This window comes from Methanosarcina sp. A14, from assembly GCF_001729375.1.
GTDB lineage: Archaea > Halobacteriota > Methanosarcinia > Methanosarcinales > Methanosarcinaceae > Methanosarcina > Methanosarcina barkeri.
In genome coordinates this window covers 1-15,733 of sequence record NZ_LZPK01000171.1, presented here as the reverse complement: position 1 = coordinate 15,733, position 15,733 = coordinate 1, and the positions used below count along the sequence as shown (strand labels likewise).

At 37.7% G+C, this 15,733-nt stretch carries 17 protein-coding genes; 6 read left to right on the top strand and 11 right to left on the bottom strand.

What is annotated here, in order from left to right; genetic code table 11:
- Positions 1-466 (bottom strand): DUF362 domain-containing protein (locus A9239_RS08935; RefSeq protein ID WP_141706420.1); only part of this gene is annotated, 466 nt, incomplete at its 3' end.
- Positions 467-735: 269 nt separating this feature from the next.
- Positions 736-1,845 (bottom strand): ribosome small subunit-dependent GTPase A, encoded by a 1,110-nt coding sequence (gene rsgA, locus A9239_RS08930; RefSeq protein ID WP_048155212.1) that lies wholly within the window; start codon positions 1,843-1,845, stop codon positions 736-738.
- Positions 1,846-2,027: 182 nt separating this feature from the next.
- Here rsgA and A9239_RS08925 point away from each other — a divergent pair, with 182 nt between their 5' ends.
- Positions 2,028-2,336 (top strand): hypothetical protein, encoded by a 309-nt coding sequence (locus tag A9239_RS08925; RefSeq protein ID WP_069575282.1) that lies wholly within the window; start codon positions 2,028-2,030, stop codon positions 2,334-2,336.
- A gap of 321 nt (positions 2,337-2,657) precedes the next feature.
- Here the strand turns inward: A9239_RS08925 and A9239_RS08920 are convergent, their stop codons facing one another.
- On the bottom strand, positions 2,658-2,894 hold the full coding sequence (locus A9239_RS08920; RefSeq protein ID WP_048155209.1) for a hypothetical protein: 237 nt from the start codon (positions 2,892-2,894) through the stop codon (positions 2,658-2,660).
- Positions 2,895-3,181: 287 nt separating this feature from the next.
- Between A9239_RS08920 and A9239_RS08915 the strand changes: the two genes are divergently transcribed.
- Together A9239_RS08915 and A9239_RS08910 are read left to right on the top strand one after the other, a co-directional pair.
- Positions 3,182-3,490, top strand: a complete 309-nt coding sequence (locus A9239_RS08915) for a nucleotidyltransferase domain-containing protein (protein ID WP_048155208.1) — start codon at positions 3,182-3,184, stop codon at positions 3,488-3,490.
- A gap of 1 nt (position 3,491) precedes the next feature.
- A complete protein-coding gene (locus A9239_RS08910; RefSeq protein ID WP_048155205.1) occupies positions 3,492-5,045 on the top strand; it encodes a hypothetical protein in 1,554 nt (517 codons plus the stop codon).
- 327 nt (positions 5,046-5,372) lie between these two features.
- Here the strand turns inward: A9239_RS08910 and A9239_RS08905 are convergent, their stop codons facing one another.
- Positions 5,373-5,642 (bottom strand): CatA-like O-acetyltransferase, encoded by a 270-nt coding sequence (locus A9239_RS08905; protein ID WP_230669098.1) that lies wholly within the window; start codon positions 5,640-5,642, stop codon positions 5,373-5,375.
- 20 nt (positions 5,643-5,662) lie between these two features.
- Between A9239_RS08905 and A9239_RS08900 the strand changes: the two genes are divergently transcribed.
- Positions 5,663-6,793, top strand: a complete 1,131-nt coding sequence (locus tag A9239_RS08900) for a right-handed parallel beta-helix repeat-containing protein (protein ID WP_048155199.1) — start codon at positions 5,663-5,665, stop codon at positions 6,791-6,793.
- 185 nt (positions 6,794-6,978) lie between these two features.
- Here the strand turns inward: A9239_RS08900 and A9239_RS20365 are convergent, their stop codons facing one another.
- Positions 6,979-7,149, bottom strand: coding sequence for a CatA-like O-acetyltransferase (locus A9239_RS20365; protein ID WP_230669158.1), 171 nt, complete (start codon positions 7,147-7,149; stop codon positions 6,979-6,981).
- On the bottom strand, positions 7,112-7,294 hold the full coding sequence (locus A9239_RS20360; protein WP_230669096.1) for a hypothetical protein: 183 nt from the start codon (positions 7,292-7,294) through the stop codon (positions 7,112-7,114). Before A9239_RS20360 ends, A9239_RS20365 begins: the two co-directional genes overlap by 38 nt.
- Positions 7,295-7,726: 432 nt before the next feature.
- Here A9239_RS20360 and A9239_RS08890 point away from each other — a divergent pair, with 432 nt between their 5' ends.
- Complete coding sequence (locus tag A9239_RS08890; protein ID WP_048155196.1) at positions 7,727-7,936, top strand: hypothetical protein; 210 nt, start codon at positions 7,727-7,729, stop codon at positions 7,934-7,936.
- 460 nt (positions 7,937-8,396) lie between these two features.
- Here A9239_RS08890 and A9239_RS18265 read toward each other — a convergent pair whose 3' ends face one another.
- Positions 8,397-8,525 (bottom strand): CatA-like O-acetyltransferase, encoded by a 129-nt coding sequence (locus tag A9239_RS18265; protein ID WP_080943686.1) that lies wholly within the window; start codon positions 8,523-8,525, stop codon positions 8,397-8,399.
- Positions 8,526-8,892: 367 nt separating this feature from the next.
- On the opposite strand from A9239_RS18265, the gene A9239_RS08885 reads away from it, so the two are divergent.
- The gene (locus tag A9239_RS08885; protein ID WP_230669094.1) at positions 8,893-9,501 is read left to right on the top strand and encodes a tetratricopeptide repeat protein; all 609 of its coding nucleotides are present in this window, start codon (positions 8,893-8,895) and stop codon (positions 9,499-9,501) included.
- A 52-nt stretch (positions 9,502-9,553) separates the two neighbouring features.
- Here the strand turns inward: A9239_RS08885 and A9239_RS08880 are convergent, their stop codons facing one another.
- The 4 genes from A9239_RS08880 to A9239_RS08865 form a co-directional block, all read right to left on the bottom strand.
- A complete protein-coding gene (locus tag A9239_RS08880) occupies positions 9,554-10,348 on the bottom strand; it encodes an AAA family ATPase (RefSeq protein ID WP_080943685.1) in 795 nt (264 codons plus the stop codon).
- A 498-nt stretch (positions 10,349-10,846) separates the two neighbouring features.
- Positions 10,847-12,313 carry an asparagine synthetase B gene (locus A9239_RS08875; protein ID WP_048155190.1) on the bottom strand — a complete coding sequence of 489 codons (1,467 nt, stop codon included), beginning with the start codon at positions 12,311-12,313 and terminating at the stop codon, positions 10,847-10,849.
- Positions 12,314-12,992: 679 nt separating this feature from the next.
- Positions 12,993-13,955 (bottom strand): hypothetical protein, encoded by a 963-nt coding sequence (locus tag A9239_RS08870; RefSeq protein WP_048118379.1) that lies wholly within the window; start codon positions 13,953-13,955, stop codon positions 12,993-12,995.
- A 501-nt stretch (positions 13,956-14,456) separates the two neighbouring features.
- On the bottom strand, positions 14,457-15,593 hold the full coding sequence (locus A9239_RS08865) for an ABC transporter substrate-binding protein (RefSeq protein WP_048118382.1): 1,137 nt from the start codon (positions 15,591-15,593) through the stop codon (positions 14,457-14,459).
- Positions 15,594-15,733 lie beyond the last annotated feature (140 nt).

The following is a 15,733-nucleotide window of genomic DNA, read 5'->3' as shown; positions in this document are numbered from 1 at the left end:
TAAAATGTGACATCACAATCATGGAATCCGCAGCAGCAATATCCGACCCTATTTTTACGGATTTGAAATGCTTCTTCCCGATCTCTATATCTGCAGCGTTCTGGCTCTTCAAACCGTCTGATATGATAAGCGGAGCCCTGACCACAGAATAATCAAAACCATGTTCAATCGCAGTCGTCAGGTGGTCAACTGAATTATGCCGGCTGCCTGAGTAAAGAGTATTTGTGTCCGTAACAAACGGTTTTGCTCCGGCTGCCCGGATTTTTTCTACGACCTGCCGCACAAAGACCGGATTTATATATCCGTCACTTCCGTACTCTCCAAAATGAATTTTAATTGCAGTCAGATCACCTTCTCTAAGGAATTCAGCAAAACCTGCTTTGTCAAAAAGCTTCTGGATCTTGCTGATCGTACTCTCCTCTGGATTTCTCGCTCTGAGATCTGAAAAATAAACTTTACTTGCCATATAAGTGCCTCCTAAATCTGAATTAATGTTTTTATAAAACTATGAAGTTAAAAAAGTGTTGTTTATTTTTAGGCATTGCGCTGTTTGGAGAGAAAGAGAGAAAACTAAAAACGCTGCTTCAGTCGATTAGCTTCAGTCGATTAGCTTCAGTCGATTAAATTCACTTAGCATGCCGATGCAGCAAAATATAATACAATATACTGCTAAGGGGCTGATAAATTCAAGAGACTGATAAATTCCTGAGAACTTCTACCTAAAAATACGCATTTTCACAACTTGCCTGTAAATTTCTTATATTTTTTAATATCCACTGCTATTTTCTTGCATTTATCCTTTTCAAGCCGTTTCAGCCCAATTTCTGCTTTTTTTGACTGGAATATGAGTTCTTCGTTTAATCTGTGATAGCTGGCAAGCCGTTCTTCAGGAATAAGCCCGTCCTCAACCGCCTTCAGGACAGCACAGCCCGGCTCGTCGCGGTGAGTGCAGTCTTTAAACTTGCAATTGCGGGCTGCGTCAACAATCTCGGAAAAAGCTTTTTCAAGCCCGTCTGCAGAGTCTCCGAGCTGGATTTCCCTGATTCCGGGGTTGTCTATAAGAACCGCCCCATTTGGAAGCAGGAAGAGCTGGCGGACTGTGGTTGTATGCCTGCCTTTTTCATCGTCTTTCCGGATATCTCCGGTTTTCTGGATGGTTTCGCCAAGAAAAGCGTTGATAAGCGTGGATTTTCCAACACCTGAGGAACCGATTAATGCAATTGTTTCCCCAGGGTTGAGGTAAGGGATAAGTTCGTCAAGTCCGGTTTTTGAAAGAGCGCTTAATGGAATAACTGGCACGTTACCTGCAATGGACTGGATTTTTTCTACCAGCCGGGTTGGGTTATCTTCAAGGTCGATTTTGTTAAGTAAAATCACAGGGCTTGCCCCGGAAGAATACACAATGGCAAGATATCTCTCAAGCCTTCGAAGGTTGAGATCCTTACCAACTGAAGTCACGATAAAAATGGTATCAAGATTTGCAGCAATTACCTGCTCTCCGCCACCATCTCCTGCTGCCCCTCTTGAAAGGCAGGTCCTCCTGGGCAGAATATTCACAACCATGCGTGAGCCCAGTTCAGGCTGGTCAAGCAAAACGACAAAATCCCCTACGACCGGCTGCTTCCCAATTTTCAGAAGTGCGCCTGAGATTCCAGCCTGTACGACAGCCCCAGAGACAAGGACCTCGCAAACCGTTTTATGCCTTGATGCAACTCTTCCGGGAGTGTAGGGGCCTTTGTAGGCAGAAAATGCCAGTTCAAGATCTTTGTTCCAGCCTGGAATTTTATTGGCGTCCCAGTGGATGGAATTATGACCTGAATTTTCTGCTTCGTTATGATTGCTCATAAGATGGAAGTATCCGATTAAATGGATAAATATTTTGAGATTTTGTCCTGTAAAAATCCAATTGTGCCTGAAAATTCCTTCTCATTCCGGCTGAAAAAGTTCCCTGTCGGAGAACTGACTCCATATTAAATCCTCTTTCTATTTTCAAATTCTTTTTATAGTAAAGTAACAAATTCAAAGCAATGATCGATTCTGCATCTTTACGAATAATTGTAATTTTTATTGTCATTGTTATAGCCGTTTTACTTATATCCTCACTTTTAGGGAAAAGGCTCGATAAGGCTGACAAATACATTGGAAGCTGTGCTAAAGAGAAAGAAAATGAGAGCGAAAATGAAAAAGAAGACGCAATGGCGATTGGACTTTCCATTGGCATGTCATTCGGTTTGATACTTGGCCTTATGATGGACAATCTAACCATGGGGATTGCTCTCGGACCTGCCTTTGGAATGATTTTTGGAGCTTTATATGGGGAAAAAGAGAGGAAATAGTACGTGATTCAATCAGAGTGGAGATATAAGAGCATTTGATCCGCTTATTCAAATGTTAGATGATTTTATACAAATACATATGTAAGAAAGTATTCAGCAGAAGATCTTAAGAGCCTATCTTTTCTTGAATTTTTCCTTTTCAAGTCGTTTCAGCCCAATTTCTGCTTTTTTGACTGGAATATGAGCTCTTCAGTTAATCTGTGATAGCTGGTAAGCCGTTCTTCTGGAATAATCCCGTCTTCAACCGCCTCTTCCTGGGAAGAACATTCACACCTATGCGTGAGCTCAGTTCAGGCTGGTCAAGCAAAACGACAAAATCCCCTACAACCGGCTGCTTTCCAATTTCAGAAGTGCACTTGAGATTCCCGCCTGTACGACAGCCCCAGAGACAAGTACCTCGCAGACCGTTTTATGCCTTAATGCAACTCTTCCGGGAGTGTAGGGGCCTTTGTAGGCAGAAAAAGCCAGTTCAAGATCTTCGTTCCATCCTGGAATTTTATCGGCGTCATAGTGAACTGAATTATGACCTGAACTTTCTGCTTCGTTATGGTTGTTCATAAGATGGAAGTATCCGATTAAATGGATAAATATTTTGATATTTTATCCTGTAAAAGTTCAATTGTGCCTGAAAATTCCTTCTCGTTCCGGCTGAAAAATTCCTCTGTTAAATAACTGAATTCATTTCAAATCTTCTTTCTCTTTTCAAACTACTTTTATAGTAAAGTAGTAAATTCAAAATAATATTTCATTTAGTTTTTTAAATATTTGGTAAGTGTTCGAAATATAGCAGTATATGTTTATGTATGAACGACATTTTTTCAATAAAATCGATGTAGATGTAAAGTATGAGTCAAGCAAAATCAGATATAGTAAATCTAATTAGAAAAAGCTTCAAAAATAAAGTATCAAATTTCTTTATAATTGGCTCATTTTTAAGTGATAGTTGGAACTATGAAAATTCAGATATAGATATTGTATGTGTAGATAAGTCTTTTGAAGAGTATTCATACTTTGAGAACAAAAAGTACGTGAAAAAGATGCTTGTCGATATCCCCTATAATTTTGATATTTTTATATATACTCCTACACAATTTAATGATAAATTACTAAATGATTTGAGATTTCACAAGCAAATACTAAAAGGTGCTAATTAATATGCAATTAAATGATTCATCCGTGGTTAGTGATTGGCTACGCTTTTTGGACTATGATTTAGAAAGAGATCACGATATGTGGCAAAACCGAAAAACTTTGGTTTTAGACAGTATTGAAGTATTGAATTATATACGTGAAAATTCCTCCTCAAACGTCGAGATAATATCTGACAGTAGAATTCAATCCCTATTTGATTTATGTCAACTTCCATGTAGGAATGATTATTATAGTAGATTTTTAAAATTCGACTCCCGATTTTATAATAATGAGAATAATTGGTGGTTAGATTGTTGGCAAACAATACGCATGAAGAACTTATTGCATAAATTTAATATAATAAATTTAAATGAGTATTTGCTTGAAAATTCTGATGGAGAATATTTTGCAAAAAAATTCCCAAATTTCTTTAATTATTCAAGAAAGGAAAAAGCTAGTGTTCCATTAGCTGCTTTCTCTTATCTTGAATGTATCCGATTAATATTGAATACTGACAAGATACTAGATACAACTCATTTAGATGAGATTAAATCTTTTCTAAAATTACTTTATGAAAAAAATAATGGAAAACTAAAATATTTCAAACGATCAAATGAAATTCGTGCTAATTCATTGAATCTTATTCGATGCTTGCAAAAGAAATATTCTGATCCAGAATATAATGATATATATTCAAGTATAAAAAAAGTATTAAAAGACATGATTGAAGTTAATAAATGGGATCAATATTCATTTACATGGTGTACTTTTTTCTTATTTGGTTTAGATAAAGATATTTTGCTCCAGACAAAATCAAAAATTCCAAATGATTTTTTTGTAGAATCTAATTGGATTTCTGGTGCAAATCACACTAGAAAGCCAAGATATGCTTTATTAGCCTTGCTTGATAAGCTCAGGAATTCTCAATATTTTGAACTTATTAAACCTAATCCAATTGTTTATACACCTTATAATAAACTTAAACACAATTCTGAAACACTGCTTGTTATAGATAAAGCCATTCAATCTTTTAAACAAGTAAAAGACATTCAACAAAAAATAAGGGACGAGAATTACAATGAAAATTATTTCAGAGATTTGTTAAGAGTGGCACTTTCCTCCAATAAAAGTGATGATGTCGAGTATATTGAAAAAGAAGCATTTTTGAGTTCTGGAAGAACCACAGATCTACTAGCAGTTAGACGAGAAGGATATGATATTCCTATTGAAGTTAAAATATTATGGCGATTTAATGGGGAATCCTATGAGCCAATAACTGAAATAATTGAACAATTGACAGATGGAAACTTTGGAGTAATTGTTGTTATAAACGCACATAATAATCCTACTTATAAACGGAAATATACTGGCTTTGAAGGATGGAAATATTTCATTAAAGATCATAATACCTATATTGATGGGACAATTCGAGAAAAAGACGACTACTACGGACAGTTGAAAAGTAATAGTGTTTACTCTGAACACATGTCTAGTATTGGTGATAGGCAAAAAGTTGTAACTTTACTGTCAATAATGATAGACCTCTCAGAATATATCCGATCTTCACACCTTAAGTAAAAACTTAAAATAAAACCTTTACCTTAAAATTTGAAGCCCTTTAATCCTCAGCATATTAAACTAATTCCTCTATGCCTTAACTCACCTCAATTTAGAAATTAAATATATCTACATCCAATAACTACTTTTTCCAAGCCTTAACTCTCTCTAAAACATGGCTATTAAGGGTGAAGGACTTATCTCTTTTTGCTTGCCTTGGGTTCTTGAATATATTCGTATTCAAGAACTTTTAAGGTTTTTAGGAGAGTAAAACTAAAAAATGGATATGTTTTACTACAAAACCTATATATTCTGAAGACATAACTTTAAAAAATAATAATTAATGAACTACTGATTAATCTGCACTTCATCTAGATATTTCTGCAGCTTATCTGCAAGTTTGCCAATATGAATACCATCAACAAATGCATGATGAACCTGAACTGCAAATGGCATCATAAATTTGCCTTCTCTTTCATGATATTTTCCCCAATCAAATATGGGTTGCGCTTTTTCCCTATTTTCAAAATACGTGTGAGAAAGTGTCTTTGTAACAGCAAATATAAAAGTCTTAAAATTAAAACACCTCAATAAGAATTCAGTTTTCTTTTTCAACATCCGGGGAACCTGCATAATATATGACAAATGTACTAACTCTAACACCAGGAACATTTCTTCAGAGTAGTTTTGATAAAGTCGGCGATGGCCGTAGATACGAAGAAATAGAGCTCAAAACAACAGGAACGAAGACAACATTTACGGCCAAAACTCCTATTCAGCTACATCCTGGTACGACCATAACCGGAGATGAAAAAGCAATCATCCAGCTAATACCATATGCTTCGACGTGCCTCTGGAAGCCACAGGTACCAGTCTTCAGTTTCTCTGGCGAAAATTATCTGTTTGAAGGGTTCACGTTTGATGGGCTGGCTGATAAGCAGAATGTGCTTCATGGGAAAGGTTACCATAATCTATTTGGAGGAAACAGAGCTTCAAAAGTCAAAATCCGGAACGTGAAAATTCAGAATTCAAAGGGTGATGGTGTTAGGATTTTAGACTCAAAAGATGTAACCTTCACTGGAAACAAAATATACGGCGTCGGACATGATGGTTTCTATTGTGAAAGGTGTGTTGGCGTAGAAGCTTCAGGAAATGAGATCTATACAAGGATCAATTCAGGCCTGCGCTCTAAAGGTTCCAGGAATGTAATTTTCCGAGATAACACAATAAAGAGCACTGTGAAGTACAAACCTCGTACAGGTCCAGGCATTCAGGTTGAAAACTCCAGGGCAAACGAATCTACATCGAATGTCCGGATACTCAACAACATTATTGACGGGTGCCAGGGTCCAGGGATCTGGGCGGCTGGTCATACTGCACCTGCTTTAGATGCAGCAACCGGGCTTACAATTAAAGGGAATACCATAACAAACTGTGGGCAAATGCCTGTAATTGCAAACAAAGAAACTGCTGATAGACTTTCAGCCGTCGCCGGAATATGTCTGGATGGGTGGACAGAGGTAGACATTCAGGAAAATGTCCTGGATGGTAACTGTAACGGTATCCGAATAGGAACCTACATAACTACTTCTGCAGGATCCGGGTATGTTGTGCGTCTTACAGGCAATGAAATAAAGAATACTGTGGCTCCCTTTAATAGGGACGCGTACGCAGGGTATGCAATCGCTGTTACTGTGCCTGGCAAATTCAATGTTACAAGTGAAGGAAACACGTTCAGCGGAAACTTAAAAGATGTCTTTGGGATTTAAGTAAAAAAAGATAATGCAATCTATTTTGGTATCTGAACACACCATCTAGCCATTTTGAACTCTTTTACAGAAAGCTAATAAATTGACGTTAAGATTAAAATTGATAACGGAAGAAATAGTGAATATCTGGGAAATACTGTGGAAAGTGGGCTAAAAAAGTAAAAATTAGTGAACTACTGATTAATCTACATTTCATCCAGATATCTCTGCAGCTTCTTCGCAAGTTTGCCGATATGAATACCATCAACAAATGCGTGATGAACCTGGACTGCAAACGGCATAATAAATTTACCTTCTCTTTCCTGATATTTTCCCCAATCAAAATATGGGTTGCGCTTTTTCCCTGTTTCCGAAATCCGTGTGCGAAATATGCGTAAACGTTATCCACGGAAAGGCAGAGAATTGATATACATCGTTTTCTACAGGTCCTTTAAAATGTCCTTTTTGATTTTCTGCCGTTACGGTTGCCAGTTGTACAAACTTCTCAATCTTATCCTGCATGGAAACATTTACTACCTTAAATAATTCTGTTTTTGTCCAAATACCGGGATAATTGAGATTACCCCTTCATCTTTTTCAAATTGCATCACATCTATCAAAGACAAATTAAATTAAAATTAGAATAAGTTAAAAGAAAATAAGGTTTATGTGGCGTTTAGCCTATAATTCCAATTCCCTGATCATTCGGCTTGAATGCAAATAAAAACAATCAGTTTTTTCTGCTGATCTACCCTAAGGTTTTAAAAAAATTAATTTCAATGTATAATACATACATCAGAAAAATATATTATCAATGTCAGCTAGTTCATTTTCGAAAAAATTATATTCCATTGATATTTATATATCCAGTGTAATAGTGAGATCAGTGGAATATGTCAAAAATATCTGCTATTAAATTACTTTATTTTGCAAACAAAAGCAGGATATGGCTTTTTGGAATCATATTGCAAAACAACTTTCAGCAAAATAAGAATTGAAACAATAAAAAACGAAGGAGGAAAATATATAGAAATAAATGAAGATGACTGGGATAAGGAACTTAAGCCAGACATGAAACACTATCGAGGCTGGCATTTGATAGTTCTGGTCCTTCTTATGCTTGTCAACGTATATATAGAAATTAAATGGCTTTTCTTTAGCTAAATATTGAAAAACAGCTTCCAACAGAGTTTTTCGGTAATCTCAGGAAAAAGTTTCGTATTCAATTTACTGTTTTCCTGTATTAGGCTCTGGATATGAACAGCCTGTTTCTGTGTAACTTCATTAAGCTGGTCTATCTGCTTGTTCTTTGTAAACATTTGCTTATAAAGTGCCTAGTTTACTTTTGACCTGAAACCAGAGCCTCCCATTTATTCCCCTTTCCAGAACATGGCTGTTAAGAGTAAACGGCTTATCAGCTTGCGTGTTCTGCTTATGTAATGTTAAAGTACCTTTAGAAAATCCTAACTTCTTCCAGCCAACGTAAGAAATATTGAGAATCTTTTGCCTTATATCATAGGAATCAATTCTTTCAATTTCATACTCAGGTTTAACAAAATCCAGTTTTTCCTTTTTGCTTGCTAATGTTCTTGAGTATGTGTGTATTTAAGAACTTTTAAAGCTTTCAGGAGTGAAATTCATTATCCGCAAATTTGCCAATATGAATACCATCAACAAATGCGTGATGAATCTGGACTGCAAATGGCATCATAAATTTGCCTTCTTTTTCCTGATATTTTCCCCAATCAAATATGGGTTGGGCTTTTTGGAGTTATTTTGTTTGTTTTTTGGAGTTTTACCCTTTTTTAAGTTTTTTTATCCTTTTTTAAGTTCCTTTGCCTTTTTTTAAGTTCTTTTGCCTTTTTTAAGCTCTTTCTATTATTCTTTATTTTCCTATCCTGTTTTGAGTTTAAAAATAGAATCTATTCCTTCTATCCTGAGCTTAAGAATCGATTTTACTCCTTCAGTTACAAAACAGTTTTTTTATATTAGGGAAAATTCGAATCAGAAAAAGTATATCTTATTGAAAACAAAAAATGCAAAATACCAGTTTTAGCTCTGGTTCCATGCGTGAAATGTAAAAACGGCCAGGTGTGGCAAAAACCCGGAAGGAGTCCGGAATGAGCTTTCACTGGAAAAGCGAGGATTCCGATATGACAGAAGAAAATGTGAGTGAAAATATGAGTAAAGCAAAGCAAAAGGAGTTGCAAGCGGCAGAAAAAACCGAAGAACCAGAGGATCTCAAGCAGCTCCTTGTCAAAGCTGGCGAGGCTGGCAGTTACGAAGACAAACTCAGGCTGTATGATAAAGCCTTAACTCTGGACCCTTTATTTCTCGATGCCTGGATCCAGAAAGGTTTCGCTCTGGACAGGATGGGAAAATCAAAGGAAGCTCTTGACTGCTATGACAGGGCTCTTGAAATCGACCCTGAAAATCTGGGGATCAGGTGCCTCAAAGGTTTTGCCTTTAACAACCTGAGTGAATATGAAAAGTCGATCGAGTCTTATGATGAGGTTCTGAAAGTAAATCCTGACGATGTATTCTCGTTGTATCAGAAAGGTTTAGCTCTGGAAAGCCTTGGAAGATATGGAGAAGCCATGAAGTGTTATGACAACGCGCTTGATATCGATCCGACTGATGTTCTAATCAGAGAAAAAAAATTGAGGCTTCTGGAAGTTATTTATAAAAAAGGAACTTTAACTGACTCTCCAGACAGCGACTTCAATTGAATTAAGAATTTTTGAAATTTGAGATGAAAAATGCAGGGCCGGAAATCGGCCTTTACTTTTTGCTCTTGCTATCTTCATCTTCTATCTCGATCTTTTCAACGACTTCCATTAGTTTTTCCTTAATTTTTACTATAGCGTCAACAGCTTCGCCGCCTACGTCAATAGGAGCCCGTTTCTCCAGGTCGGCCTGCATTAACATGGTGTCAAAGGGAATTTCTCCAAGTACCTGGATGCCCATCTCTTCAAGTTTGTCATTAACTTTTCCTGAGCCTCCTTTATTAATTACGGCAGCAAGGTGTTTTATCCCTATTTCGGAAGACAGCTTTTTTATTCTCTCAGCCGTTTCAAGCGATCTTGCTCCGGGCTCAACTACAATGATCATGAGGTCCATTCCTCTTGTAGTGCCCCTTCCAAGATGTTCGATCCCTGCTTCCATATCAAGGATCACTGCACTCTTATCCTTGAGCATAAGGTGCCTGAGAAGAGCCCTCAGGAAAGCCGAGGCAGGACACATGCATCCACTTCCCCCGCGGTCTACGGTGCCCATAACAAGCATTCTGACTCCATCGGGTCCTATAACGCCATATTTGCTTGCAATATCATCGACTTTAGGGTTGTAGACGAAAGCTCCACCTGGGGCACCTGCCCTTTCCTGAATCAGGTCTTTGAATTCTGTCAGGGGCTTAGGGGGATTTTCGACCCCAAGCGAAGATGCCAGGTTCATATCCGGGTCTGCATCTATTGCCAGTACCTCGTATCCATCCCTTGCAAGCAGTCTGGCCAGAGTGCCTGAGAGAGTTGTTTTTCCAACGCCGCCTTTTCCGGTAATTGCTATTTTTATGAGGATTCCCCCTGAACATTAATTTATATTTAAATGTATTAGATCAACTATTAATTTAGCAGGATTATATGCACTTGAGAAACAAAATCAATTACGGCAAAGACTTTGGACTAAAGTCACGTTTTATACAGTTAATGGTCTACTACAGTTAGTGGTCTGATGCTGTTGATTTTTCAGTTCAACTGCGTAAGTCCTAGTTAGATTAATAGTTAATTCAGATTAACAATAGTGGTTTTCTAAGCAGGGGTATAGTCATCAAGCTGTTTATACTTGTTCATTTATCCCTGGCTTCATCCCGTTATTCCTTAGAGAGTATTATTTAAAGTCTTTTCGTTTTATAAGAGTTAAAAAGATATTTATTAAAGATTAAAGGACATTTTAAGGGATATAAATAACAAATTTTCCAGGGAAGGAATTAATTATCCTATTCAGTATCTTATTCAGTATCTTATTCAGTATCTTATTCAGTATCTTATCCAGTATCTTATTCAGTAGGGAACTCTTTTACCTGAATATGAAATCAAACCCCTCGTTTGCAGCAACCTGTTTTAGATACTTCTCTATATGGTTTCCTTCCCTTTTTGAAAATCCTGCCTCGCGGGCAAGCCTGTCGAGTACCTTTTGAACTCCTGTCCCATACTGGATTGCTTTCTTTTCTTTCCAGAGAAGTTCCGATGGAAGCAGGCCGTCTGCGGCTTTTCTCAGGATATATTTTCTTATATACAGGCTATCTCTTTTAAGGACTTTAAGTTCAGGACTGATTGAAAGCCCTGTTTTTATTACCTCCTGATCCAGAAAAGGCACCCTGAGCTCCACGGAGTTGGCCATGGTAACCATGTCGTCCCTCTCAAGGTTTATAGTTGAAATGTTTTTAAGGTCTGAGTAGATAGCTCTGTCAAGCATCTCGGGTCCCTGTTCAAGTAGGCCCTCATGCCTGCTATAACCTCCAAAAAGTTCGTCTGCACCCTGACCTGTGAGAAGGACTCGTTTTCCGTCTCCTTTTGCAGTTTTCGCTACAAAATAGAGTGGAAGCCCAATTGCAATTTTCATAGGGTCCGTCGATTCCGTTGAATAGATCACATCCGGGATTCCAGCTTCTATTTCTTCGGGAGAAAGGAGATGGGTCTTGAGGGAATCTTCCATGCCAGCAATTCCAGCTGCACGCTGAGCCTGGGCAAGGTCATGGGAATCAGGAAGCCCAACGGCATAAAGGGAAATTGAGGGATCAATGTTTTTGGCAAGGGCAGCTAAAAAGGTACTGTCAATACCTCCTGAAAACGCAATTCCTGAAGTTTTTGTAAGCCTTATCTCGATAGCTTTTTCAAGGGCTGCCCTCAGGCTGGAAGCAGCTTCGTGCTCTTCTGAGATTCTTTCTTGCGGAGGCTCAATTGTAAGGGATTTTTCTTCAAGCCTTCCATTTCTGATATCGAAAGACATGACTCTGCCAGGTGGAAAAGGTTTTATCTGGTTTCTCTGGCTGTAAAAAGCTTTTTTTTCGGAAGCAAAAGCGAGTTTAGGTATTTCCACTCCTTTTTCCAGGGAATAAAAAAGAGGCTTGACTCCTACAGTATCTCTGGCCAATACAAGTTCGTTATCCAGGGCATAGGCCAGAGCGTAATCTCCATTAACTCTGGAAAGTACGGAAAAAATCGCATTTGTAGGCGTTTCTCCTTCCTTTATCTTTGTTTCTATGAGGGCAAAAAGCACTTCAGTGTCTGAATCGGTTTTTATACCCTGTTCGGCTGCAAGTTCCCTGAAATTAAAAATTTCTCCATTGAGTACCAGAGCCCCTTTTCCAACCAGAGGCTGGAGCATGTCGCCTGTGATTTTAAGCAGGGTATTTCCTATACTCAGTCCTTTGGCCTGATAGGTTCCGCAAGCATCGGGACCTCTATGTCCAAGGGCTGCAAGCATTTTTTTTACTTCTTCATTTGTATCAGGAGTTCCTGCTGCTCCTGCTATTCCGCACATGTTTACTCCTTTTTTTCGTTATCTTCGGTGTATACACGCACTCTATCTCTATTTATCATTTTTCCATTTAAAAATATACCAAATCCGGAATGGTAAAAACTGTGAATTTAAGAGAATTAAAAATAGCAAATCCAAGAATAGGTAGAATTACTGATTTAAGAACAGTTGAAATTACTGATTCAAGAATAGTTAGGGTTGCAATTTAAAAAATAAAGGCTCGTTTTTTTTTAAATTTTTAGGTTCTGGCCTTTGTCGCAACCTCATCTGGAGATTCTTCCCTTACGACTTCTATTGCATATATAGGGATATCCTTTCAGGGCGGCAAAAGGGTTTACTACGCTTTTTTCATTCCCTATTCAGATTGAGTTTGCGCAGTAAATACAGCAGCAACGAGTAAGATATAAGTTATTTTCAGGTTTGTAGGCTCTGCAGCAGTTACTTCCTCGCAGGACTCCATATTGCAGAGGACAACTGTCTTGTAAGGTGCAATTCCTATTCAAAGCTGTATTGGTTGTGTTTCTGGCTGTTCAGCTCATTGAAATTCAGAATTTCATATCTTTTAACATTTGCCCTGCCTTGTATACTATTAATACTTTCTACAGAGCTTGTTTATCTACTCCAAAGTACTGGTCTAAATGGACTGAAAGTGTTTTGGAGCAAGCTCAACTATAAACATCGGTTACATACAACCCTGACAACTGGAACAGTCGTCGCATGATTTTGTTTCCATATAGTTACCACGCATGATTAAGAACGTACATTCAGCTATCTTGTAGCTGGCTGTTTTGGCGTCATCATTGTAGTCGTTTGCTCTGGCATCACCAATGCTTACTGTATCATCATCAAAGATCAATTTAATCGGCACTTTTTCAAATTCAGTTGTCAAACCCGGCCTTAACGTTGGGAATATTAGTTCTTTTTCACCGGTTTTTTTCCGGACTGTAATGATGTCGAAAGTAATGAGAGAAATTAATTTACCTCTTTCGTCAAAACACACGGAGTTTTTATCCGCATCGATACCAAGTGCATCCGCATCGTATGCATTTATTGAACCAATGGGGGTTTCAATCGGGAACGGCTCTGCAGGTTCTACTGATTCTATGCTCCCATCTTCAAAAAGCTTAAATCCTATTCTAACTGGCATTTTTCCTGCAGGTGTGTCAATTATGATTCGTTCATTCGGCCACAAAATCAGGCTTCTGACTCTTCCGTCCGGATAAAACCGTAAACCTATTATTTTTGCATAAAATTCCCCAAACGGGAATGAAAAATGGAATTTTTGTGCAAGTTCGCCTTCTTCTTCCTCTGACCAGAAACCACTGATCTGGCCGTTTAGAGGGAACAAACTATTGATTGATCCATCCTCAAAAAAAGTGACCAGTTCTGCCGGAAATGTTCCTATTGGTGTGCTTATTTCAGTCTGCTGCTCTAATGAGATATTTTTAACTTTTCCACTTTTGTAGAAAGACAATACTGCTAGCTGCTTTCTTCGAAATCCTAGATCACCATATTGTGGAACAAGATCTCCGTACCTTGTGTGAATTAAATTATACTCTTCAAGCTTACAGTCCTTCAGTTCGCCGCTATCATATGTGGTAAAGCTCGTTATTCCTTTGAGTCCACTTGTTTCAACAGCTAACATTATTTATCATCCTGGGTTAAAAACGAATCAAGTTCTTAGCTTTACATCTTTGAGGAGTCTATCCCAAAACTTACGATTTACTTCTTTGGATACTACTTTTAAATTTCATACCACAATTAATATGTGAGATGTTCTCTCTAATATAACAAAAAGTATATTTAACTAATACAGAAATCAATTACCTATTATTTAGTATATATAGTTATTTATTAAACTAATCTTTCAAGTTTTCAGTTGAAATATCTTATTCACAAGGAAACTATGAAAATCAGTCGCAAAAAAAAGATAAAGGCAGAATCAAAAATCAAAGTTGTGCTGGTGCACCTCGCTGCAAGCAGGCTGTCTGACAATTACCTCTGGTAATTATTGAATTCCTTCTTTTTTGATTTAAAGGCCTTATTTGCTTTCTTTTTAGCATGTTTTTATTACTTCAATAATTATCGGACAGCCTACAAGCTAGCGGAGTATTCGAATGAAATTAATTTGTCTGACTGATTTTTATTAATTTGTCTGACTGATTTGATCATTAGTCACGTTATTATCAAGATATACTTTTGAATAAAATGTTTTTACCTCTTTGTCCAGGTCAATTTTTACTTTATCCGGATAAAGCACTTTCGCGGTCCACAAAAGTCCCATCAGTGATTGTGTCCGGTCAAGCATCTCGTATTTTGTAGATGCGTAAACGCGCTTATTCTTTACGGCAGCAATATCTTTCCAGGCGTCTTTCGAGAGAATTTCATCACGACCTTTCGCAGTTTTAGTAATAATAACGTCTGGATTCCACTGATAGATTTGTTCCAGTGAGACCTGGATTTCTTCACTTGTATTGGCCGATTCCATTTGCGGATTTGCTTCCATGAAGCTTATGCCTCCCGCCAAACTGATGATAGACGCCATAATGGTTCTGGACCCAACTGTCTTGGTGACATCTGGTTGCGCATAATATACTTTGAGCTTATCACTGTCATTAATTTTCGAGGTTTGATTGGTAACCTTTTTGATGGTTTCATCCCAGTAATCCCCAAGCTCGTTTCCCTCTTTTTCATTTCCAACAATTTTACCGATAAATCTCCATGAATCTGCAATCTCTTCAAGTGTATCTTTTGACGCAGCAACGAATGGAATGCCAACTTTTTTTTGTTCGGATTCGATTTTCGTATCCTTTGTTAACGTTATTACTACTTGTGGACTGACTGCTAAAAGATCTTCCACATTCATGTCACTGTGGAATTCTCCATTAATCGGAAGAGCCAGCAGCCTCTTTTCTTCGTTATCTGACATAAATTCTAGTCGTTCAGTAAACTGCTTGTCCGCGCTCACAAGCTTTTCCGGCGCCAGTCTCCAGACCATTTGGCACGGTATCGGATGTAACACTGAAATCCTAGTAATATCAGCAGGCAATGTAATATTTCTGCCTGCTAAATCGGTAATTACCCGAGTACCTGACAGTGCAGTGTCCGACATTGTTGTTTCTTGCTCAATATTTGTTGCAGCAGTTATCTCAGTTTTGGGATTTGATGTCGTATCCATAACATCGTTTGTTTTCTGTGAACATCCACTTACAAGAAGTATGGATAGTGTTATTAACAGACACAGCACGATAAACAAACTTAATTGCCTTTTTGTTGTTCTCATCTTGATAGCCCTTCATTATTTTTTGAGTCCATCCCAAAACCTACGATTTTACTTCTTTGGATACTACTTTAAAATTTTATACTACAGTTGATATGTGATATGTACCCTTAGACATAACAAATATTATATTTAATTAATAC